We start from the raw sequence: 24,017 nt of genomic DNA on the forward strand, positions 1-24,017 counted from the left end.
CCACTACCATCATGCGGGTCGATAATGGCAGAAAATATTTGCGAAAGAAGCGCCATCCAGTGCATAAGGACGCCCGTGACGCAGTCGCCCACCTTCATAAAACACCACCTCGCCAGGCTCCAGATATACCTGATGCAGGCGATAATAGTGATCCTCCACACAAAGCGGCCAAGGGCTGTGAATATCCTGAGCCACATTTATGATGGCACTGATAATATGTGTCTCGAGACGGTCCCGATGCATCTCCAGCACCGCGCCTCGCTGATAATCCCGAATGCCATAAACGTGGGTTGGCTCGAGTAACGTGCCGCTCCACGCATTCATTTCATGCAGCAGGGACACGTGTATTGCAGCTTTCAGTGAAGCGGGCAACTCCACAACAGTACTGGCAGCACTATCGACCTCGTTCGTGCGAACGTAGTCGCCCTCTATTGTTTCTACCACGGCATCGTTACGGTTCTCGCGATAAAACGCCACTAACTTTTCGAAAAGAACAGGGTCTAACCGCGTTTTACAGAAGCCCTGCCTGGTGTATCCGTGAATATACTCGTTGGGTTCTTTGCTATACATGGGCGCGGAACCCAAGGCCCGGAACCATTTGGTGATAACGTACTTCTCTCCGCGCCTGACGGGGTGGGCGCGATGTATCGTGTTTGGGTTAGGAATACCGTTTGCATCGAGATTGTTCCAGACTATCGCGCTACCCTGTCTCGGGCGAACAACGAGGTCCAGTGACTCAAACTCCGTCTCGCCACCCTCCTCCACATTATTAAGATAAATGAAAAATGTGTAAGTGCGCTGTCCCATCGCAGTGGCGTATTTGTCGTACTGATCGGCTTCAAAATAATCCGTATGCGCTTTAAACTCCTGGCCAACGCTATAGTGCTGCCCCTGTATCACCTCCCCGTAAGAGGAGTCGACACCCAGCATCCTGCAGATTCTGGCATCAATTTCTTTTACAAATGGATCGTCGAGTCGCCCCATGTCACAAGTACTGCTCGTTCGAAACGACTCGTCCTCCTCATTGGTAGCGGCGATATAAGAATCGTGCAGCTGAGATGCAATCAGTGCCATTAGCCGAGCACATTCCTCTGAATCGAGAAAATCATCCAGCACGTAGAGCTCGGCCAGTTGCGTATCCAGTGGGCGCGCATTCGGAAGGTATATCTTATCTCGGTAAAGGCGCACTTTCTGAAAAAAAGCCTCCGCTTTAGCATCGCGACCGACCTGATTAGACACAGACAAAGGATTTTCAATGGTCCCGGGATCGGCGGAGGGCTCATACCGCATCTGCGTCACTATCTGCTGGTGACTAAAACCCTCATCGAGTAGCACCCGGAATATGCCGTCCTTGTCACAACCACGCTGGAGGTTGAGTTCTATCCACTGGAGCCAGTCGTGCGTAAACGCTCTTTCCATCGCTTCTGTCCTGCTTGTGTCCTGCTTCAACCTCGCTCTAACTTGCAACCACTCTCCACGCACTACAGCGTAACAGCAAGCTCCGCCGCCGCTTGTATAGCGCCTTCAATATAGGCGACGCCTTCACAGTCGCCGATTGCGTGCACTCGAAGACCCGCTGTGTGCAACTCCTCTTTGAGCTGGCTATTTTCGCTCGCTCCCTTGGCCACAATGACATGGTCAGCCGAGACAGTGCGCTCCTGACCCAGCGTATTCTTATAGCTCACCCGGCCTTCAGCAATGCGCACGCCTTTCGAACCCGTTGCGACCGTAACCCCATGCTGTGCCAATTCGGTGAGTAATCGCATACGACGAACCAAAAATAGGCCCTTGCCCGCTCGATCAGACTGCTCCAGAACCACAACCTCTCGCCCACGATCAGCAAGGAACTCTGCTAATTCGACACCGACCAGTTCCCCGCCAATAATAACGATACGCTTTCCTAGTGGCAGCCAGGCCCGAGAGACCAAACGCATTAAACCGGGCCGCCTCGTAAGCCCGATCTTTGCTGCGAAGCCGATCAATGACCGATTGAAACCACCTATCTTTTCGTAAAGTGTTGGGCAATATTCGCCCATTACCAGAGCCCTAAGCTCATCTCCGCTGAAAACGAAATTGCGGTTGCTGCCCTCAATTTCGGGCATGCTACGGGTAGCGCCAGTAGCGACTACCACTTCGTCAACGCCCAGGGGCTTCAGGAGACTGGCAGTCACTGTCATGCCGAGACGAACGTCTACTTCCGATTGCGCCACCTGAACTACCAACCACTTGAGCAGCTTTTGGTTGGGTTCATAGGGGATGCTGGCAAACTGCAAGGTGCCACCGAGCCGCTTCCCCGCCTCGAACAGAGTAACCCGGTGCCCACGCTGCGAAAGACGCAGGGCGACCTCCATGCCAGCGGGCCCACCGCCGACTACCGCGATATGTTTTTTGCGGTCCGTCGCCACGAGCGTCAGCTCTCGCTCCCGTGTAGTTTCAGGATTAACCGCGCACTTCATCGCCTTGCGAATGTAAATCTGACTCGCACAGCAATAACAGTATATGCAGGGACGTACGTCAGCCGGCCTATCATTCAACAGTTTTTTTGGTAGGTCAGGATCGGCCAGGATCTTCCGTCCCATGCTGAAGAAATCAAAATGTCCTTGGCCAATGTGATCGTTTGCCGCCGCCGCTTCAATTCTACCCGCACTAATCACTGGCACAGAGACCGCGCGCCGTATTGCAGTCGCATTGGTCACCATGTGCTCCGGCGGGTGAGGAATATTTGACTGGGAATGCGTCGCACCACGGTTCGAGTCGTGATAACTGGAGACGGCTAACGCGTCGACACCCGCAGCAGCCAACATACTCGCGGTCGCCGTTGCATCCTCTAATGTAATGCCGTCTTCCCGACCAAACTCCTGTGAATCCAATTTAACCCAGACAGGAAAATCCCTGCCCACACGCCCGCGGACAGCCGTCAGAACCTCCAGCAACAGCCGTGCCCGGTTTTGCAGAGTGCCACCGTACTCGTCCTCCCGCCGGTTCATCGCCGGGGATAAAAATTCAGAAATGATGTATCCGTGTCCGGCATGAATTTCAAGCGCGTCAAGGCCCGCCTCTACCGCGCGCCCTGCGGCCTGAGCGAAGCGCTCGACCAACATCTCGATATCGCTCTTTTCCATCACATGGAGCTGTGGCGCCTGAGCATCTGGATTATAGAGCGCCAGTTGCTCTTCGGTGAGCAGAAAGTCTGCCATGTCATTGCGCTGCTTTGCAGGCATAGAAGGCAACAGGACCTGGGGTGTTTCATTCCAGAAACTCTGTGCAGCTATAATACCGCCATGGTGTAGCTGGGCCGCTACTTTCGCCCCGTGCCGGTGACATGCCTTGGCCATGGCACGAAGTCCCGGAATATGTCGGTCTTCTGAAATCGCAACCTGACGAGGCTGCACAGCACCGCCAGGCCAGGCGACCCCGGTCGCCCCCATCACAATCAGCGCCGCACCACCAAGCGCTTGGCGCTCATGATAGGCAATAATCCGTTCACCACAACTGCCATCTTCTTCCGCCAGATTAGCGCCCATTGCTGCCACGGTCATACGGTTTTTCAGATGCAGGGAACCTATTTGCCCGGGCTGGCCAAGATTTGGAAAACGCGTGCTCACGTGAGTAACTCTCCACTGACTGACGATGGGTCATCATAAAACGAATCGAGGCCGTGAGCACTACCTGTGTCGAAGACACGGGATCGGTAAATTTGACAGCAACAGATGACCCGCCGATCAATTTAATCCATTATATTGTCACGCAATACAAGAAAGACTCACCCTATGAGCGATACTGATGCGCAACAGGAAAAATCCGCGCTGGGGTGTGAACACATTAATCAGCAAACCTCTCCCGCCTATGCCAACTACGTGCTGGGCGTGCTATTTATCGTCTACGTGTTCAATTTTATCGATAGACAAGTTTTATCCGTCTTTATTGGCCCTATAAAGGAGGAGTTTGGTGCCAGCGATACGCAGATGGGGCTCCTTGCTGGCTTCGCTTTCGCTCTTTTGTACACCTTTGCTGGCATACCCATCGCCCGATTAGCGGACAAGGGCAATCGGCGCAACATCATTGCTATCGGTCTGGCCGTATGGAGCGCTATGACTGTCGCCTGCGGTTTCGCCAGAAGCTTTGCCCAACTTGCCCTTGCACGAGTACTGGTAGGAATTGGCGAGGCAGCCGGTTCGCCCCCCTCTCACTCGATGATCGCCGACTACTTCAGCATGGATCGCCGGGCGACAGCGCTAGCCATTTACACCAGCGGTGCTTTCGTAGGGTCTGCGCTTGCCTACCTGGGAGGCGGCTACCTGCGCGAGTATTTTGACTGGCGCACCGCGTTTATCGTGGTCGGAGCACCAGGATTGCTTATTGCCCTATTGGTCGGATTAACTGTCAGAGAGCCTCTGCGGGGCCTCTCGGAACAACGCATCGAAGATAAAACAACGACAACACTCGGCGATACACTGAGATACCTTGTCCGCAGTCGGTCGTGGGTATTAATGATGACCGGTTTCTCACTGGTATCGATAGCCAGTTACGCTATTTTGATATGGGGTTATGAGTTTTACGAGCGCATACACCAGCTGGCACCTATTACTATCGGCAACTGGATGGGATTGATTGTCGGCATTGGAGGTAGCGTTGGCACCATACTGGGAGGCAGAATCGTGGATATACTGGGTAGGGAACGTGCATCGAGAGGAATGCGCGCTTCAGTGCTGGTGACTATGGCCGGCTTTCCGCTTGGAATTTATGCTCTGCTGGCAGAGTCCACCATTCATTCCCTGTGGGCACTCGGTCCGTTCTACCTGCTGCTCAACGTCTATCTGGCCGCCATGTACAGCAATAACCAAAATCTCGCGAAGCTACAGATGCGGGCTACGGCTGCCGCAATCATGCTGTTTATCGTTAACATTGTCGGTGCAGGTGCAGGCCCCCTTATCGTTGGCGCACTGAGCGATGCTTTTGCCGCTGAGCACGGTATCAATTCAATCCGTTATGCGCTGGTCTGCAGTCTGCTATTAGGCGCTGTGGGCTCAATCATTATTTTCTGCGCCGGGCGCACGCTGGACGCAGATCTGGAGAGAGCCCGGGCGTGAGACGGCTAGTTGATGGGTGTTTTATGCACTCGCCGTTCGCTTTATACTGTGTAAATGGAAAAAATTGTCTACCTGACCTTTCCCCCTGAAGGCTTCAACGCAACTGATTACAGGGACCAACTGCTAACACGGCTATCGCAACGTACTATTTTGAGTGACGGAGTATCGGGCCTCACGGTTAGCGTCAATGACCTCCTGCAGGATATTCCACGACCTATGCTATTGCTGGGTAACGCGGAAACGCTGGGCGCAGCTGTCTCAGTGTGGATCGACAGCCTGGATAATCGCGCACCGCTTGAGACTGTGTTAAGCGCCGATGGCACTCGTGTAGATGGCTACCTTGTCACAGAATCGATACCCCAGGCCTGCGTGGACCGCAACTGGGCCGACGGAGAACGCAGTCCCGGGGTGACACATTTCACCTGGTTTGATAAAGCGCAGGACCTGAGTGATGCTGATTTTTTTTACAACTGGTTTGAAGTGCACACGCCTTTTTCTTTCGAGCTGCACCCCTTGCGCTGGGAATATGTCCGCAACGCTGTCGCGAGGCCGCTAACCCCCGGCGCTCCAGCTGTGCGAGCCATCGTGGGCGAGCGCTTTCGGGAGCTTCGTGACTACACCGACCCGGAAAGATTGTTTGGCAGCCATGAGGCGTTGGCTAAAAGTGCTGAAGAAGCCGGCGATTTCAGCGACCCGTCGACACTGCGATCACTACCACTGTCAGAGTATATTTTGAAGACACCGTGAGCCCGCGCTCACGACAAACGAAACCCGCGCTATTGGCCCTAATAAAAAAAGCCTCATGGGCGAATGTGATCTGAGTCAGGCAAGCGGGCAGACTAGACCTTGCCGCACAGCAATAGAACAAGTGTTAGCAGCGGATAAAACACCCGTTCCAGCAAGCAACTGTAGGACTTTTTCAGTAGGCACCAGTGATTGCCTCGAGTGACCCTTATTGGCTCATAGTGATAACGAGTAGCCGAGTCGTCACACCTACGCGACTAAAGCTCTTTCGCGCTAACGCATGCCGCAATCGTGCCGCTCCCTATTGTGACTCTGCATCGACCGCGCGCTGCACCATCCGGTAGAGCCCCTCTCGCTGCGCTCCCAATCCTGCGGCGTCAGAGGCTATCGGCCAGTTACTGTTCGAAGCGATGACAAGATTCCGCTTCGGATCTATAAAAATACCCTGACCGAATATACCCTGTGCCGCATAGCTTCCATCGTCATAGGTCCACCACTGATAGCCGTAACCCTTGCCCGCAACACCAATGTCTGCCTGGCGCGTGGTAGCCGTCTCAATCCAATCCTCCGGCAAAACAGAATTACCTCCAGCAATGCCGCCAGCCAGCATGAACAGACCAAAACGTGCAAAATCAAGTGTCGCTGCCTGAATACAACAACCGCTGATCTCATGACCTGTAGAGCCGAGTAACCAACTGCCATCCTGCTGCATACCAAAAGGCCGCCAGATTTTCTCCGACAAATACTGTGATAGAGTTTTGCCGGTTGCAGCGCTCACCAACACACCGATAAGATTGGTTTCTCCGGTTTTATAGACCCAGCGACTACCCGCAGAGGTCTCTCGCGGCAACGTTCGCATGTAGCTCACCGTGACATCCAACCCCTCCTCCGCCCGATGCTCGTTGAACAACGCTACGTCACTATTTTTGTCTTCATAGTCCTCGTTCCACTGCACACCCGATGTCATGGTTAGCAGTTGCTCAATAGAAACGTCGTCGTAGGCAGATCCCTTCAGATCGGGCAGATAGCGTGAAATCTTGTCATCAATGCTAGCGATGAAGCCATCCTTTATCGCGGCACCCACCAGCGTAGAGGTAAATGATTTTGCAACCGAAAAGCTGGTCCAACGACCATCTGCAGTGAAATCAAGGCCGTATTTTTCGAAGCGTATCTTACCGTCTTGCACTATGACCATCGCAGCTGAGCGCTGCTCCACCATATAGGCCTCAATGTCGACCTCTATGCCCAGTTCCTTCCCGCGCGGCAGCGGGTAGGGATTTCCGCCTGACTCAATGGTGTGAGAGTCCGCCAGTATGGGCAGCCAATCCATTGCTCTAAACGCGGCATCGCGCTGGTCCATAGACCAAAACAAGGCATCGCGATCAGTCGGAATATTGGCAATCAATCTTCGTGTGTCCGTATCAGCGGTTATCCAAAGGATTAGCAGGCCGGACGAAATAAGAGCAACAACGAGAATCAGGCGTTTCAAGATACATCCCACGGTCAGGGTTTTCAGATCGTCGATTAGAGCACGCAAGACGATCACTCACAATGCTGAGCGGGCGCGACTCTCCCCTTTGACCTTGCAGGGCTGGTTCCCTGCACCTGCACCGGCAGCTGTGCCTATGCCACCAGTCACCATGACGACTGATGACCTCTCGAGGTAACTATGCGGGTCAAACCGATATCTCAGCGGGAACAACTGTATGTCCATATTTTTATTGTGACTATAAGCCCGCTTCGTGATAGGAGCATGAAGAAAAATCGGCTATGCTCCCAAAGCGAAAAAGAGGGTGCAACGATCTTATGCATTCCCAGACAGACTCATTCATAAATTCCCACCGCAGCTCTGGCAGCGGTCTTGCGGAACGACGGCAGGTGACAATAGTGACAAACAATTACTGTGTGAATATCGTACTGATCATCGTGCTCGCCATAGCGACCGCCACGAGAGTCGTTGCAGACGAGGCCAGCGAGCTCGCCAAGAAGCTCGCCAACCCGATCGCAAATCTAATCAGTCTACCCATTCAAGCCAACTACGATGAAAATTTTGGTGCCAGTGGCGAAGGCGAGAGATGGCTGATCAATGTTCAACCCGTCATTCCGATTTCGCTGAATGAAGACTGGAACATTATTTCACGCACCATACTCCCAATAATCGACCAGAAGAATATGCCGTTGCCGGGCATTAATAAAAGTGGACTCGGAGACATCACCCAAAGTATTTTCTTTTCCCCCAAGACACCCACATCGGCGGGCTGGATCTGGGGAGCCGGACCCGTGCTCTATCTGGACACAGCGACTGATGATGTCCTGGGCGCGGAAAAATGGGGCGCAGGGCCTACCGCTGTGGCCTTGAAGCAGGAAGGTCCCTGGACCTATGGTGCACTGATCAATCAGGTCAATTCGTTTGCCGGTGATGGCAGTCGTGAGGACATTAGTGCAATGTTTGTTCAGCCTTTCCTGTCCTATGTCACCCGCACAAAAACCACGATCAGTTTGAATACGGAGTCATCTTATAACTGGAAAGCTAATGAATGGTCTGTACCGGTAAATCTGTTCGTCGCGCAAATGCTAAAAGCGGGCAATCAAATTTTTCAGGTGGGTATCGGCGCGCGCTACTGGGCGGACTCTCCGGCTAATGGTGCAGATGACTGGGGCCTTCGCCTGCAACTGACATTTCTGTTTCCGAAAGACAGCTAACGAGCAAATATCAACCACCTGTGGAGTAAAAACGTGATGAAGCAAATAGGCCTGGTACTGACAGCCATTTTTTTGGGTTTTACTACCGCATACGCAAAAGACCCGACTCCCGGGTTCAATACGGTCATACCCGAGTCTATTCTCACAGCTGATAGCGTTGAAACATCTATTGGAACGCTTACCTTCTTTGATGGAATGCCAGACGCAGAAACTGTGGCTAAAGTGTACGATAATCTCGACACCATTCGTGCTACAGAGGTTTTTCTAAACATGGTGCCGGCGGCATCGCTGGAAGGACTGCGCCTTGGTCTTGAAAATCTCGGCATTACTCAGTCGAATCAGGTGATGATGTTCGATCAATTACTGGACTCAAACCCGCTTTTCCTTACGGGTAACACCGACACCGTATACTCAGCAGTCGTGTTTGACCTTGAGCGCGATGGACCTGTTGTTGTAGAAATTCCCGCAGGTAGCGGCCCCAGCACGGTAAACGATGCATACTTCCGCTTCGTGACAGATATGGGCGCACCAGGCCCGGACCGGGGCAAAGGAGGCAAATACCTGATTATTCCGGAGTCCTACGAGGGAGAAATCCCTGAAGGCTATTTTGAAGCCCGCTCGCCCTCCAACATTAATCTGATGGTGCTGCGAGGCTTTCTGGTTGATGGCAAAACAGATACGGCCGTCCTGTCGGTTAAACAGGGACTGAAAGTTTACCCACTGAGCCAGAAAGATAACCCGCCTGCGATGGAGTTTATCAGTGGCTCAACCGTTCCATTCAACACCGTGCACGCCAACGATTTCAGTTTTTTCAGTGAAATCAACGATGTTATCCAAAGAGAGCCCGTCGATTTTCTGGACCCTGAACTGCGTGGCCAGTTGGCGGGCATCGGCATACAGAAAGGCAGCGTTTTCGATCCCGACGAGCGCATGCGAAAGATTTTGACTGACGGGGTTGCTATCGGTAACGCGACAGCTAGAGCCCTGCTGCTAAGACCACGGGATGAAAGCGCTTTTTACTACAAGGACAGCCAATGGTTCACAGCGTTTCTGGGCGGGGATTACCAGTGGCTCATTGCTAATGGCGAGGGTGGCCGCAACCTTGATGCACGTACAGCGTTCTTTTACGGCTACACGTTGAACACACCCGCTATGGTTTTGAAAATGGTGGGGGCTGGATCTCAATATGCTGTCGCTGCAACAGACAAGGAAGGTAATTACCTCGACGGCAGCAAGACATACCGCTTGCGTATTCCAGCCGATGTTCCCGCCAACGATTTTTGGTCAGTCGTGGCATACGACCCACAAACACGCAGTGAGCTTCAAACAGGACAACCCTACCCAAGCAAAAACAACAAACGAGACGAGCTTAAGGTGAACAGCGATGGCTCGGTTGAACTGTATTTTGGTCCTACGGCACCGCAGGGCAAAAATGCTAATTGGATACAGACAGTTGCCGGAAAGGGCTGGTGGAGTATATTTCGGCTTTATGGACCATTGGAGCCGTGGTTTGACAAAACCTGGCGCCCAGGAGACTTTGAGCTGATAGACGATGCGGGCAACAACTAGCCTGAGATGGAAACACTGTGTAGTAAAAGCGATCAGACTGGGTACAAGCGGCTCCAATGCTTCATTCCATGAGGGGGGCCACTCATTAACACCCATTTTTGCTCGGACGAACCGATGGCTGCCGGGGCAACGCCCGGCTACAGGCGAAAGTCCATGACACACAACCCTATAATCACTTAGTTAATAAAACTCGGGCGGGGCCTCCATCTGCTAAGCTAGTAGTATTAAAAAAAAGGTAGTCAAATGAAACGTGTCGTTTCGCTATTACTACTGATCGTATCTACGGCCTGCTCTCATCCCTTGGAGATCGTGGGCGATGGCGACATACAGTCCTCTACTGATCAACATAACTGCTTACTGGAAGAGCAGCCCTGCGCCAATTATGTCTTTGGCAATTACACCGTAACGTATACAGCGCAGCCTAGAACGGGCTGGTTTTTTTCGCAATGGGAGGGCTGCGGCACTCAACACCCCGAGTGCTCTTTGGACATATCAGGTAGTCTTGTTAATCAATTCCTCGGGCAGACAATGCCTGCATTGAAAGCCGTGTTTGCACAAACGCCGCCCGCTGAAAATATTCTTATCTCACTTGACGTTAATAACACCGAGGCGAGACCCTTCGGAGATCTGTTTCGCAGCGTCAATCTTGATGCGGGCAAACAACTGAATGACGCCGCAGACATTGACCGAATCTCTCAACTCATGTGTACAGATTCCAGCACCTGTGCACCCGGCGCCATCCGCTACTGGGACAAGGTACAATTTGGTCGGTTTATACTTGAGCAACCCCTGAAAAACCGTCACGAAATAGCAGCGCTTCATTCGCGCGGCTTCTCGATGTTTTGGTCAATCATGGGCGTCCCTGCATTTTTGAGGGAGTCTTGCTCCAGTTGTGTTGTCACCAGCGGCAGTGATACCTATCACATCCTGAGAGAAATGAACGTCGCGGCCGATGACCCTAAAAACCCGACCGGTGAACCTATCGCCTGCTCCTGCACCGACAGCGATAACTGGTGGGCGGGCCCTCCGACTGTCGATAGCGTAGCGGGAGTCTCGTGGCTAAACTATCTGGACCTCACTGTCTCCGACTTACTGCTGGAGTTTGATAGTACCGACCCAAAGCTGCGTATTGGTCTGTGGAACGAGCCAGACCAGATCTGGTGGAAGACCAGTCAAAACGCGTTTGTGAATATGTGGTGCAACTCAACAGCGCAGATTCGTGACACGCTAGGGACAGCTTCTCCAGTATTGCTAGGCGGACCAGACGTCTCGTCCTGGGAACACGGAATTACGCCCGCAGACAGCCCTGTGCTGAGACAGATTCAGGAGACCTGCGGCGCAACCGGTAACTTCGATTTCCTGGTCTACCATAACTACAGCAAGCCCGCACAGGCGCTGCTGCAGAGTTCCGTAAGCGAAGTTCGCTCCTGGGGCCTTGACGATGAGCTAATCGTTGACGTAGGCGAGTATGCGGCGGCACTGCGTGGTGCAGATGACACAACCGGGTGTGATCTGAGTGCTATCGCCAGCTCTGATGGAGAAGTGCCTGTACCCACTGGCGAAGATTCAAGTGCTGTGCTGTGTGATCACCGTGGCGCTGCTGAAGAGGTTGCATCTGCTGCCGCAATGGCGGCACAGGATCACGGTCGACTTTATCGCTTCGAAGTCTGGGACTGGGGCACGATCGACATGGTAAACACCCGCATGGGCCTTCTGACCATCAATAATTTGCCCAAGCCCGCTGCCACGTCTTTCTGGATGCTCTCTCAACTGCAGGGCGAGCGTATCGCTGTTATCAACCAGCTGGATGGCGCGTTTCCGTTTCACCTGCTGGCCTCTCGTGAAGGCGATGAAATGGTGGTCGTCGTGGCGAGCCAGAATCAGACTGTCACCGAGCAATTCATCCGTGGACTGCTCTCCGGCGGACTCAGCTATCAGGAGGATGTCGCCCCGCTACTGAGCAGCTGCACCGCCTTTGAGAGTGAAGATCCAGAGTCGCAAATCGCAGCATTAGCGGCACAGGGCACAACAGCGCAGCAGTTGATGGATGACTGCCCTGGCCTGGATCCCGCTTTAGCGCAGTCGCTCGAGAATGCTCTCGCGTACGCTGCGCCAAGAGTGGGCCATGTCGGCGAAACCTTTCAACTGACGATTGACGCACCGGGGTGGCAAGGTCCGGTAACGCGTCATCGCCTCGACGCCTATCGCAACACCTTTGCTGAAACCTACCGTCGTTGGCCGGCGGCAGACTTCGCGGAGCCGGGGTTCGACTTCGCTGCCGAGGAGAATTATCTATGGCATTACATGACCGAGCCACTGGATGAGCTGGACGTGATAGGCGGGGAAGTGGCGATAGAGGTGCGTCCAAACTCCGTAACGCTGTTGCGGGGAGTGATCCACTCAGACTGATTGACGAGCGGGTGAGCTTGCACTCATGGTTTAGCTTTGGCTAAACGCAAGGTTTCTCTATCAATCCTTCGCGGACAGGGTTCCTATCATTAGTAGCGTTGCGCCCACTATTGGGTAGTCATTCAGGTCACCGGCGGTTAAGTGCTCGCTGATAACTAAGCAACAGGCGGTCGCACGTTCGAATCGTGCCAGGCACGCCATTTATTCCAGAACACCATTCCAGCCATCGACCAGACATGGCCCAGCCCCGCAGGCATTGATAACGATGCTTTCTGGAGACATGAAGCCGGAAATCTGCTCCATTGCCCCCGGGTCACGTCTGGGACGCTCGTGCGGGTCGTTGCCTGTTCGCGGCGGCTGGTTGATGACAGGAGGCACATGTGTGCCAGTGTCATCCCACTCGTCGTTTGGGCCAGGCCCTCCATCGAAGTACACCAGAGCTGATCCGATGTGCGGATAGGTGCTTATAGACAGCTGCTCTACAAACGGCTTGATATCGTGGTGACGGCCCTGAACTAGCGCAGGCTGATGCAGCGGGATACCCATAGTACGCGCCATGATTTCAGCGCTGGTATGCGTCACCTGATGATCCCCAAACGCGACGTGAAGCAATACATTTTTCGCCGGTGTATTGGGCAGCGGATCAGATACCAGGTGATTTGCATAGCCATTGTTCTCGCCTCTGTCCCACAGCATCTGGAACAAAGATAGCAATAACGTCTGGTCAAGAACATCCGGATAAGCCGGTGCTAGGACTGCTGAATAAAGATCAAAGTCGACACTTCGTCGTAGCAACAGCGAGTAATTCATCCCGGGCACACCCAGAACGCCGTTGTCAATATTGGGGGCAGTCGCAAGCAGCGCGCCACCCAATATTCCACCTTCGCTATTGCCGTAGTAGTAAACATGGCTACGGTCATAAACGCTCCTGCCATCAATTTGAAATGCCTCATGAGTAGCGAAACCATCAGCGTGTCGTAAAAGCTCCGCCAGATGCATCCAATTTATAAAGCCCTGCTGTGAGCGGTCGGGCAAGCTGGAAAAGTTTTTTACGCCTCGCAAGATTGCTATCGCATTTTCGACATCGGATTCCGCCATACCGATAAAGTCCATCGCACAATTCATCAAATTAAATTTATTTGATAGCGCACCCTGATGAGCCCCATTAGTAGACTGATAACGACTGCCGAGTAATCCATGGCCATATAAATAGACCCGAGTTGCGCCGCCAAACTCAGCCGATTGCGATGCCAGATTCAAAGACTGATTACTTATGTTGCAGATAAAAGGCTGCACCGTGGTGTTGTCTCCATTCATGCGGTCAGGCAAAGCGTCACCGTCATCTGCGTAGAATAACGATGACCCAGCGCTTGCATCATCACTGTCCATAAAATTAGGGACAGTGATGGTGCCTTCGATTCTTCGCCCCCAATTCTCGTCTGTCATGCTCAGGTCTTCGACACTATCGATGGTAAATTCTGGTGTGTCGCCCGCCAACGCCGCAAAAGCGGTATCCCGCATATGTAAAATACGCTCACTTAGGCTGCGCGTAGATGAGACCGTAAAGTCCCATGCGAGATACAGGTCATGACGTGCAATATTGGCACTTTGAAGGTCTGAGAATATTGCTTCAATGGCAGGGCGACGAGCCTCAGCGGCATCACTGTCTGTAGAGATATTATCGCGATACGCGCGGAACAACTCGGTAGGCGAAATTGTTTCTCCGGCAGCATTCTTCATACTGCGCAGAGCGACGATATAACGCTGCCCTTCCTGCAGGTTCTTCGCCACTCGAATGAGCAGGCTCAATTCAGCTTCATTTTGAGCATTAGAGTCAAGTTCGCTCCAGATTAGCTGTCGCTCGCCTGTTGCCGCATTTATAACAACGATAGGACTATCGTCCTGGCGACTGTCAGATAAATCAATTAAGCGCGGCGCACCAGTTGCTGCCATATCTAGGTTCGGCACTTGCGTGATCATGACAGTCCCGGGAGAAAAGCCGTCATTGCGATTCAATTCAACAGAATCAACAACGATACCAGAGGCATTAGTCGGCATAGCCTCATTCGAAAAGTTTACCAGCAGGCCGTTATCGGTGGTGTCGCTTTTGCGAGTAAAGAAATTACTGGGAAACGGCAACAAACATTTTGCGGTATCTAGCAGGTCGCAAACTTCAGCGTTGCTGTCATCAATCGATATAATCTCGTATGGCTCTACTGAGACCGCATTACCATCGTTGCTATTGCTACAGGCGGCCAGCGAAGCAATCACCGCAACTGCTAGTATTATGATCTTCACATGAAAAACCAGGGCCATCTCACATACTCCTGCTTTATAGCTATGCTTCAAAGAATAGGATAATGAAGTTTTGATGTCTAATACAGGACAAGCTTAGGGGCAGGAACGGTATTGCGTGCTCGTTAAAGAATGAACCGATATGATTTGCACGAGCACCGGCGAAAAAACTTGTCAGGGCAATCGGCGGTTTCTTCCCGAATTTTTGCAGTTCAGTGGGGAAATCTAATCCCAACAGGCTCCCAACAGGCTCCCAACAGGCTCCCAACAAGCCGTTTATATGCCCTATACTTCACCCTCAACATTTTATACTGACTAGTCTGAACGAGATTTATTTAGGCAATCAACTAACTAAGAGCGTCAAAGCCTGGAGTGAACTATGGGGTATCTAATCAAAGCATCCTATCTATCAATTATTCTCAGTATCGTGTTAACGGGATGTTCACAGAACACATCAAAGCCCACCTATTCGGCTAACGTTCCAGCTTCGCTCATCACTGCCGATAAAATTGAGACTCAATCACTGGGTGGCTTGTATTTTAATGATGGCATGCCCAATCCCGAAACTGTCGAAAAAGCCTACGATTACATAGATCTTTCCCGTGCCGTCGACTCCTTTTTAGATGGCATGCCCGCTGCCTCCATTTATGCGATGCTGGAAGGCCAAAAAGGTATTGGTTTAAAACCGAATGATATTGGTATTAGCGAAACGCTGATCGATGCACGCTCGATCTGGTTAACACCCCAAACCACAACACCTTATGCAACTGCCGAATTAGATGTCAAAAACGGGCCGGTTGTGATTGAAAATCCAGGCGCAGTGCTAGGCTTTATCGATGACGCGTTTTTTCTTCATGTTAGCGATATTGGAATGACGGGCCCAGATCAAGGCAAAGCTTTCAAGTATCTATTGGTTGGCCCTGACTATGAAGAAGAGATTCCAGAAGGGTATCATGTCATTAAAAGCAATACTTACCGACACTGGCTGATCATGCGACTGTTTGTCGTCGATGGTGATATTCAAAAAACCGTGCAGACATTTAAAGACAGTATTCAAATTTATGATTTAGCTGATGCTGCCAACCCACCCACTCAACAATTTTTTGATTTAAGTGGCATGCTTTACAACACCGTACATGCAAGCGACATGAACTTTTATGATGAACTCAATGCGGTAGTCCAATACGAGCCTGCCGATGCTTTTAATCCAGAGTTAGTGGGTCTGTTTGCCGGCATCGGCATTAAAAAAGGGGTGCCATTTGAACCCAATCCACGGATGCAAAAAATACTGGCTGACGGTGCCGCAATTGGCAGCGCCATCGCACGCGCTTTAGTTTTTAGGCCGCGTAAAGAAAGTGTGTATTTTTATCCAGGTGAGCGTCAATGGTACTCTCCATTAGCCGGTGGCAGCTCCGAGTTTCTCAATAACGGCGAGCGCGTGTTAGATGACCGAATTATGTTTCACTACTATGCCACCGGGATCACCCCGGCCATGTCAAAACCTCAAGTAGGCACAGGCTCTGTCTATGAAATGACGGCCCAAGATGCAAGCGGTGAATATCTAGATGGTGGAAAAACCTATTCCGTGACATTACCCTCCCCCATACCAGCGAACAATTTTTGGTCCTTTATGGTCTACGATAACCAAACTCGGTCAATTTTAGAAACGGATCAAAAATCGGGGGGCATCGACAGTAACAGCCCTGATATCGAGGCTAATGCGGATGGCTCTTATACTGTCTGGTTTGGCCCTCAGCCACCTAAAGGTAAATCAGGTAACTGGGTGCAAACCATTCCCGGCAAAGGCTATAGCTGCATCTTACGCCTGTACGGCCCACTCCAACCCTGGTTTGACAAAACCTGGATGCCCGGTGATTTTGAAGTACAGGAGTAATCCGTTGCAGCCAGTGGCTGAATGACGAAATGAAGCCGCCAGCAGCAGTGTCAGATCCCGCAAACATTTGCCCAAAACCCAAAAAGGCCACCCCCATGGGGTGGCCTTTTTTCTTGTATGGCGCGCCTGGCACGATTCGAACGTGCGACCGCCTGGTTCGTAGCTCAACAAATGAAATTTAACGTATTGTTTTAAATAGCTTTTCTGGCGACGCCCGTTGCCGACCAAGCACGACAACGCACCACTGAGCACGCTGATGTCGGAAATTTGTCGGAATTGTAAACGTTGTCGATCGAGCTATTTTCGCAGGCTCAATGCACCGTAAAAATACTGACTTTACAAGGTCCATCCCCAGTATTAATATTTAATACATAGTTTTTCAGGTACGCGCACATGGCCAGAAACACCTCCGTCACCCTCGGTGATCATTTTGAAGCGTTCATCACCAGTAAGATAGAACAGGGTCGCTTTCAATCTGTCAGCGAAGCAGTCCGCGCCGGGCTGCGAAAGCTGGAGGAGGATGAAGCCAGGCTTGATATGTTGAGGACTCGACTAAGGGCGGGGGAGGACAGCCCCGTTGCTGAAAACTTTGATAGCCGGGAATTTCTGGAAAAACTCCATAAAAAGCCTCTTGGGTGAAGAAGCGCTATTTCATTCGCGAACTCGCTCTAAGAGATTTGGAGGAAATTTGGCTCTTTACCCTGTCGGGGTGGAGTCTAGAACAGGCTGATGCCTATACCAGTTCTATCCTTGCCCGCCTGAATTTGCTGGCCGACAACCCCAGCGTTGGCTACTATCCATTGAACAACTGGTTCGTAGCCACAATTGTGGCAATTTAGACCCTTGTAAATCGATCACCTGGATACGGCCCGCCCTCATTACACCCCGTATCGACCCGTGTTCTCTAGTAGATACCCTACGGTTAAGCTTGAGGCCCCTCCTTTCCTTGGCACTTCTTTCAAGCCATTGTCGGTGGCGAGCTCGCTTTGAATACAGATAGGGAATCCTGCTGAGCTGCCGATGAGAATGTCACATCAAGCCGCAACTACCCCCTACTCCCTCTTTGACTGCATCCTCCATAACAAATCTGCTCGTAAACTTTTTGGGAATTTCATAAAGACGCCGCTGTATCTTATGCGACGAGGCACAAGGCATACACGAAGTGCTGCAGAATAGCTGTCTGTGAGCAGGGTAGCTGAAGTATTACCCTGCCCATGGGAGGAGGTGGTATTACATTGAAACTTTGCAATATCCGTCATGACGCCACTTCAAGGGCCCCGACATCAACAGACATCGGTAGCTTTACCCAGCCGCTAAGTATCGGGACAGGAATTCGTTTACCATTCTCAAAATCCAGTTTCATATGAGGAAGTAGATCGATGAGCCATTCGAAAGCGACCTTCGCTTCAAGCCGTGCCAGCGCGGAGCCCATGCAAAAATGTATACCTTTCCCCAACGCTAGGTGATCTTTGTTGCGTCGATGCAGATCAAAAGTCTCTGGGGCTTCATAAGTATCAGCATCGAGATTCCCGGAGGAGAAAAGCAACCAAAGCGTATCACCCTTACTGATGTTTTTGCCTCTGAACTCAACATTTCTGGTTGCAATTCGAAAAAGGCCCATTACAGGGCCGTCATAACGCAACATTTCTTCAACGAAATCAGAAATCAATGTCCTATCATTTCGCAAGTCCGCCAGCACATCGGGATGATTCAATAAGAACACTACCCCGTTGCTGATCAAGTTGGTCGTTGTTTCATTCCCTGCAAGCCACAGCAGTTTGCTTAAACCTAGTATTTCTTCTGTACGTAGATTCTCACCTTCCTCGGAAGCATCAAGCATGGCGCTGATAAGGGTATTTGCCTGTGGATTATGACGCGCCGCAGAGATGATTTCGCTCAAGCCTTCCGTCATCTCTTTACGTGAGCCGAGCTGCTGCTGAATGGAATACCCTTCTCCAGCACCAATGGCCAGGGAATCAGACCACATGCGCAAGCGATGACGTTCCTCCAACGGAATCCCCATCATCTGAGCAATTACATACACCGGCAGCGGACTGGCAAAATCATCTACCAGATCCAGCGCTTCACCATTGCGAATTTTCTGGTGGAGTTCGTCCATTAGATTTGTGGCTATTTCCACCACCGCTGGTTCCATTTCGGCGATGCGTTTTGGCGTGAAAGCCTTTGCAAACAGCGAACGAATTCTGGTGTGTTCTGGCGGATCATGCTGAATCAAGGGTAGGAAACCCATGCCGCCATTGTCATCGCGCTGTTCGCCGTCTTCTCCTGCTACGAGGCCCCCACCGGGTCCGGCTGCGGACGAGTATGTGTATGGGTCCTTGAGCATCTCGAGGATATCCTCATGCTTTGAAATAACCCAAAACCCATACTCCTGCGCATAGTAAACTGGATCGGTCTCTCGAAGATTCTTCCAAAAGGGTTGTGGCCGCGCAGCGTATTCTGCAGAGAGAAATGGAAATTCATTAGACATGGTATATTTCTCCTATTCGGGACAACCACCCACCAAATCGGCTGGCATCTTGTCCAACTTCCAATACTCTCAGTTTTCCGACAGCAAATTCGCATGTACCAATTTGAGTAAACGGTAAAATTCCTTGGCCTCTTTAGCAGACATGCCGCGCGTTGCCGCTCTGCCAATATCGCCTACCAGATCTTCAAGCGACTTCAGCATGGGGTCGATTTTATCCGTAAGGCGAACCATCTTCGCACGGCGATCACTAGTATCCTGATGTCGCGCTATCCATCCCGCTGACTCTAGTCGGTCCACAACTTTGCCCAGTGGTGGTTTCGCCATCATCAGGGAATCGGCAATACTAGTTTGCGTCTGCTCGCCGTTCATGTAGAGCAGGTAGAGCACCTGCCATTGTGTGCGAGTTAACCCCAAGTCCTTTACCTGCCTGTTAAAGAGCCGGGCGACCATCAAACTAATTTCGTGAATTAGCGTACTAACAGGCTGGTCTTGCCGCCTTGATTGTTGGCTTGCTATATCTTGCGTTGACAATTTAGTTATCCTAGTTAATATAACTACAGTTAATATTTTAGTTGTAGGTATCGCGGTTTGTCAATTCATGATGCCTCTCGAACTAGTTGGTAGCGATAGTATGCGTTACATCATGCAGACCGTGGGACCCATTTTGGCCGCAGCGATACTCATGGGCTGCGATGGCGAACCCCAAAATGGCACAACCAGTACTGGGATTACTCCACAGCCCTCGTCACCCGTTGTAGTATCGATTACGAGTCCGGAAATAGCGGCATTATCTGAGCCTATTTTTGTTACCGGCACCATTCTCGCACGCCGCTCCACCAATATTTCGCCGATGGTTGGTGGCCTCATCGAAGAAATCTATGTCAACGTTGGAAGCCGTGTTGAAGAAGGGCAGCCCTTGCTGCGTATGCGCCAGAAAGATTTCGAGATTAATGTCCTGCGTCTTTCTGAGGCTAAGCGCCTGGCAGAGGCAGAGTACAAAGACTCGGTACGCGATCTTGAAAACGCCATCGCACTCAGAGAGAAGCAAGCATTCTCTGTCGAGCAACTCGATGACAGGCGCACACAAGTTGAGGTATCGGCTGCGAAGCTCGGTATTGCAAGCGCTAATCTTGCCGAGGCGCAGAAGGAACTGGACGACTCAATAACCCGAGCACCCTACCGTGGCGTTATCACCCAGAGACATGTGGATGAAGGCGCATACGTCCCATCAATCATGCGCTCTGAGCACCCAGTCCTCCAAATCCAGGAGATTGATGTCATGGTGGCACTGGTGTTCGTGCCCGAAGTTTATTTAACTTCCATTCAGTTGGGTACGCTCGGAAGGGTTCACATACCGAGTATGAATCAAACCTATGAGTCGGAAGTGGCGCTGATCAACGATCGAATAGACCACAAAACTCGCACTATCGATGTAAGACTGGGAATACCAAATGTGGATTATGCGATCAAACCTGGGCTTTTCATTGAAGTCGAGCTGATGCCCATTTCAAGACAGGGGCTAATGTTATCACCCAACGCTACTATGGGACTGGGAAGCAGCCGCTCTGTCCTGGTGGTTGAAGATGGCGTAGTTAGTCAACGCACAGTGCAAGTACGTGAGCTTAGTGATGGTCGGCTTGAGATACTCCAGGGCGTAAGCTCAAATGCGATCCTTGTTGTAGGCCCCAGTATGCACAAGGTTTCTGATGGTTCACGGGTCACTATTTCAGAACATCCCTATGTGGATAGCTGACCTCTGCATTCGCCGGCCAGTGCTGGCGATCATGATGACCGCTGCGCTCATGATGCTGGGCGTGGTCTCCATGGGTCGAATAAGCATCGATCTGTTCCCGAGCGTTGAAGTGCCCATTGTAACGGTTGAAACAATACTCGAAGGAGCCTCTCCCAGCACGGTAGAGACAGAAGTTACCGAGAGGCTTGAAGAAGAGCTAATCGCTATATCTGGCGTCGATACAATGCGCTCGATTAGCGGTGACGGTTTTTCACAGATAATCCTTGAATTCGATATGGAGGAAAATCCCAACCTGAAGGCCCAGGAGATACGGGACAAAATCAGTCAAACTCTGCCGCTTCTGCCTGACACAGTTAGTCAGCCTGTCGTCTCCATACTTGATCCGGATTCTGAACCCATTGTCTCGGTGATTGTATCCGGCCCCTGGCCAGTGGGTGAACTCACAGCCTTCGCCAAAGATGTCGTCAAAGAGCGTTTGCAGAGAGTACCTGGCGTTGGCAGCGTGATTCTTGTCGGGGGCCGCGAGCGGGAAGTACGCATCTGGTTGAAAGCCCCACAAATGCGGGGTTACGGCGTAATTGCGGCCGATGTAATCAGCGCTATCCAACGTGAGCATGCTGACATCCCTGGCGGCCGCCTGGATTACCACAGCGGGTCCACGGAACTGACCATCAAAACCATGGGCGAAGTAACCAGCTTAAAAGAGTTGGGTGAAATCATTATTTCTCGCGATGATAAGGCGATGGTGCGCTTGATAGATGTTGCCGAAGTTGAGGATGGTCTGGAGGATGAACGCAGCTACGCGGAGCTAGATGGTAGAACAGGAGTAAGCCTCGAAATTCGCAAACAATCTGGAACCAATACCACCAGTATTGCCAAAGCAGTTAAGGCAGCGCTGACCAAACTTCAGACAGAAACACCAGCTGAAATCAACATTGTCACGGTAAGGGACAGTTCGCGATTTATCGGGTCCGCAGTGCGAGACGTGTCAAACGATATTTTGCTAGGCATCCTCCTGGTTGTCATTGTCACACTTTGCTTTTTACTCAGCGTACGCGCCACGCTAATTGTTGCAACCGCTATTCCAACGGCAATCATCGCTACTTTTTTCGCTTTCTACCTACTCGATTTTTCTATCAATATGGTATCGCTGATTGCCATATCACTGTGTGTCGGCCTGCTCGTAGACGATGCCATAGTTGTGCTGGAATCTATACACCGCGAAGTTGAAGCTGGGCTCGACCTCAATGAAGCTGCTTCAACGGGCACGCGAAAAGTTGCCACTGCCGTCATCGCATCCACCCTTTGTGTGATGGCGGTGTTCTTGCCGATTTCCTTTACCACAGGTCTGGTTGGTGTGTTTTTCTATCAATACGGTGTCACCATTGCTGTGGCAGTAGCACTATCTCTGTTTGTTTCCGTTACCCTTACGCCTATGTTGAGCTCTCGTCTGCTCAAAAAAAGTTCCGGCCATAGAGGAATGTTTGCGCTACTGGATAAGGGCTATGTACTTCTGGAAACAACCTACGTTAAGGGCGTTCGCTTCGCACTTCGCGCTCGCTGGCTTGTTCTGCTGTTGGCCGCTGCCACTGTCGGTATGGGTGTTTATAATGCGGGTCAGGTTCCCCTCTCATTTACGTCCGCAACTGATAGAAGCGAGTTTCTCGCCAAAGTCGAGCTTCCTCTGGGAACCGGTCTTACCCAGGCCAAGCGTGTTGCCACTCAAGTGAGTAAAACTGTCAGTGACCTGGAACATATTGAATTGGTGTTCACTGTTATTGGCTCCGGCGCTCAGGCCAAGGCAAACGAACTATCATTCTATTTTGGTCTGTCGCCGAAACAACAAAGGAGCAGTCATCAGTATGAAGTGATGGATGACGTCCGCACAGCGCTCGCTTTGGCCATACCCGATGCCAAGCACATCTCTTTGACAGATGTGCCCTGGATATCCGGAGGAGGATTCTTTGGTGCCGACATGGAGATGGCTTTAAGCGGCGATGATTTAGAACAACTTCGAACATACGCGGATACTATCACGAGCCAGATGGAAGAATCTGGCCTCTTCAGGGATATCAAGTCCAGCTATGAGCCAGGCAAGCCTGAATTGCAGGTTACGATAAACCGGCGCAGGGCCGCTGATTTGGGCATTTCGGTTCGAGATATCGCCGCTACTGTTGGAGCCACGATGGGTGGTGTAGATGTTACAAGTTACGAAGAGTTCGGTAATCGCTATGACGTGCGCCTGAGATATGCAGAAACGTACCGCGACGAGATCGGAAAGTTTGACCTCATTCAATTACGCGCGGCAGACAACAGCTTAATAGATTTCCGTAACGTCGCAGAGGTAAGCGTAACCAGTGGCCCGGCACAAATCGATCACTACAATCGGGCTCGAAAGATCGGTATTTCTGCAAACGCTCCCGCTGGGATCGCGACAGGCGAGCTGATGAAAAAAATGGATGAGATTATTAGTGATCTCGATATGGCTACAGGATACGAGAGTTCATATCTAGGCACTTCAGAGCAAATCAATGATATTGTCGAGGCAATATTTTTTGCACTAACAATGTCGATGCTCAGTCTATACATGATTCTGGCTAGTCAATTCAACAGCTATACTCAACCAGTAGTGATCATGCTTACCGCTCCGCTGTCTTTTGTGGGCGCATTCAGCTTGCTCGCATGGACTAACTCCGAGCTTTCAGTCTTGACACAAATCGGTCTGGTCGCGCTGATGGGTCTGGTTATGAAAAACGGCATTCTTCTGGTGGACTATGCCAATCAGGCCATAGAGCAAGGCCACAGCGCAGCGGAAGCTATGATCGAAGCGGCTCATTTACGCTTACGCCCAGTACTGATGACTGCGTTCTCTACCATATTCGGTATGATCCCTATAGCGCTGGCCACGTCTGATGGCGCTGAGTTACGCACTTCAATGGGTATACTCGTAATAGGCGGACTAATTTCCTCAACCGTGCTTACCTTATTTGTTGTTCCAGTGGTTTACACATTACTCGCCGACGCCGAAAGTCAGCTTGCCCGTCTATTAAAATCGGAAATCTGAACAAG

Annotated in this window: 16 protein-coding genes; 10 read left to right on the forward strand and 6 right to left on the reverse strand. The window is 51.4% G+C overall.

Annotation, left to right across the window (positions count from 1 at the left end; genetic code table 11):
• Window positions 1-9: 9 nt before the first annotated feature.
• Entirely contained in the window at window positions 10-1,419 is a 1,410-nt protein-coding gene (locus EYC82_RS06395; protein WP_279248715.1) for a 2OG-Fe(II) oxygenase, read from the reverse strand.
• 62 nt (window positions 1,420-1,481) lie between these two features.
• Window positions 1,482-3,605 carry an oxidoreductase gene (locus EYC82_RS06400; RefSeq protein ID WP_279248716.1) on the reverse strand — a complete coding sequence of 708 codons (2,124 nt, stop codon included), beginning with the start codon at window positions 3,603-3,605 and terminating at the stop codon, window positions 1,482-1,484.
• Between the two features lie 165 nt (window positions 3,606-3,770).
• Between EYC82_RS06400 and EYC82_RS06405 the strand changes: the two genes are divergently transcribed.
• Window positions 3,771-5,090 carry a spinster family MFS transporter gene (locus EYC82_RS06405; RefSeq protein WP_279248717.1) on the forward strand — a complete coding sequence of 440 codons (1,320 nt, stop codon included), beginning with the start codon at window positions 3,771-3,773 and terminating at the stop codon, window positions 5,088-5,090.
• 54 nt (window positions 5,091-5,144) lie between these two features.
• Entirely contained in the window at window positions 5,145-5,837 is a 693-nt protein-coding gene (locus tag EYC82_RS06410) for a hypothetical protein (RefSeq protein WP_279248718.1), read from the forward strand.
• A 298-nt stretch (window positions 5,838-6,135) separates the two neighbouring features.
• Here the strand turns inward: EYC82_RS06410 and EYC82_RS06415 are convergent, their stop codons facing one another.
• Window positions 6,136-7,371, reverse strand: a complete 1,236-nt coding sequence (locus EYC82_RS06415; RefSeq protein WP_279248719.1) for a serine hydrolase domain-containing protein — start codon at window positions 7,369-7,371, stop codon at window positions 6,136-6,138.
• A 350-nt stretch (window positions 7,372-7,721) separates the two neighbouring features.
• On the opposite strand from EYC82_RS06415, the gene EYC82_RS06420 reads away from it, so the two are divergent.
• The 3 genes from EYC82_RS06420 to EYC82_RS06430 all read left to right on the forward strand — a co-directional run bounded on the left by EYC82_RS06420 (window position 7,722) and on the right by EYC82_RS06430 (window position 12,515).
• On the forward strand, window positions 7,722-8,537 hold the full coding sequence (locus EYC82_RS06420) for a transporter (RefSeq protein WP_279248720.1): 816 nt from the start codon (window positions 7,722-7,724) through the stop codon (window positions 8,535-8,537).
• Between the two features lie 36 nt (window positions 8,538-8,573).
• Window positions 8,574-10,106, forward strand: a complete 1,533-nt coding sequence (locus EYC82_RS06425; RefSeq protein ID WP_279250660.1) for a DUF1254 domain-containing protein — start codon at window positions 8,574-8,576, stop codon at window positions 10,104-10,106.
• A gap of 243 nt (window positions 10,107-10,349) precedes the next feature.
• The gene (locus tag EYC82_RS06430) at window positions 10,350-12,515 is read left to right on the forward strand and encodes a hypothetical protein (protein ID WP_279248721.1); all 2,166 of its coding nucleotides are present in this window, start codon (window positions 10,350-10,352) and stop codon (window positions 12,513-12,515) included.
• A gap of 201 nt (window positions 12,516-12,716) precedes the next feature.
• Here EYC82_RS06430 and EYC82_RS06435 read toward each other — a convergent pair whose 3' ends face one another.
• Entirely contained in the window at window positions 12,717-14,831 is a 2,115-nt protein-coding gene (locus EYC82_RS06435) for a hypothetical protein (RefSeq protein ID WP_279248722.1), read from the reverse strand.
• 358 nt (window positions 14,832-15,189) lie between these two features.
• Between EYC82_RS06435 and EYC82_RS06440 the strand changes: the two genes are divergently transcribed.
• The 3 genes from EYC82_RS06440 to EYC82_RS06450 all read left to right on the forward strand — a co-directional run bounded on the left by EYC82_RS06440 (window position 15,190) and on the right by EYC82_RS06450 (window position 17,543).
• The gene (locus EYC82_RS06440) at window positions 15,190-16,704 is read left to right on the forward strand and encodes a DUF1254 domain-containing protein (protein ID WP_279248723.1); all 1,515 of its coding nucleotides are present in this window, start codon (window positions 15,190-15,192) and stop codon (window positions 16,702-16,704) included.
• A 393-nt stretch (window positions 16,705-17,097) separates the two neighbouring features.
• Window positions 17,098-17,343, forward strand: coding sequence for a type II toxin-antitoxin system ParD family antitoxin (locus tag EYC82_RS06445; RefSeq protein WP_027949335.1), 246 nt, complete (start codon window positions 17,098-17,100; stop codon window positions 17,341-17,343).
• Window positions 17,340-17,543, forward strand: coding sequence for a type II toxin-antitoxin system RelE/ParE family toxin (locus tag EYC82_RS06450; RefSeq protein WP_035526823.1), 204 nt, complete (start codon window positions 17,340-17,342; stop codon window positions 17,541-17,543). The genes EYC82_RS06445 and EYC82_RS06450 overlap by 4 nt, the downstream gene beginning before the upstream one ends.
• Before the next feature lie 416 nt (window positions 17,544-17,959).
• Here EYC82_RS06450 and EYC82_RS06455 read toward each other — a convergent pair whose 3' ends face one another.
• Together EYC82_RS06455 and EYC82_RS06460 are read right to left on the reverse strand one after the other, a co-directional pair.
• Window positions 17,960-19,195 (reverse strand): cytochrome P450, encoded by a 1,236-nt coding sequence (locus EYC82_RS06455; protein ID WP_076001762.1) that lies wholly within the window; start codon window positions 19,193-19,195, stop codon window positions 17,960-17,962.
• A 69-nt stretch (window positions 19,196-19,264) separates the two neighbouring features.
• Window positions 19,265-19,726, reverse strand: coding sequence for a MarR family winged helix-turn-helix transcriptional regulator (locus tag EYC82_RS06460; protein WP_051230679.1), 462 nt, complete (start codon window positions 19,724-19,726; stop codon window positions 19,265-19,267).
• A gap of 67 nt (window positions 19,727-19,793) precedes the next feature.
• Here EYC82_RS06460 and EYC82_RS06465 point away from each other — a divergent pair, with 67 nt between their 5' ends.
• Together EYC82_RS06465 and EYC82_RS06470 are read left to right on the forward strand one after the other, a co-directional pair.
• Window positions 19,794-20,948 (forward strand): efflux RND transporter periplasmic adaptor subunit, encoded by a 1,155-nt coding sequence (locus EYC82_RS06465; RefSeq protein ID WP_027951253.1) that lies wholly within the window; start codon window positions 19,794-19,796, stop codon window positions 20,946-20,948.
• The gene (locus EYC82_RS06470; protein ID WP_051230677.1) at window positions 20,935-24,012 is read left to right on the forward strand and encodes an efflux RND transporter permease subunit; all 3,078 of its coding nucleotides are present in this window, start codon (window positions 20,935-20,937) and stop codon (window positions 24,010-24,012) included. Before EYC82_RS06465 ends, EYC82_RS06470 begins: the two co-directional genes overlap by 14 nt.
• The last annotated feature ends 5 nt before the right edge of the window (window positions 24,013-24,017 follow it).

It is taken from the genome of Candidatus Marimicrobium litorale (assembly GCF_026262645.1).
GTDB lineage: Bacteria > Pseudomonadota > Gammaproteobacteria > Pseudomonadales > Halieaceae > Marimicrobium > Marimicrobium litorale.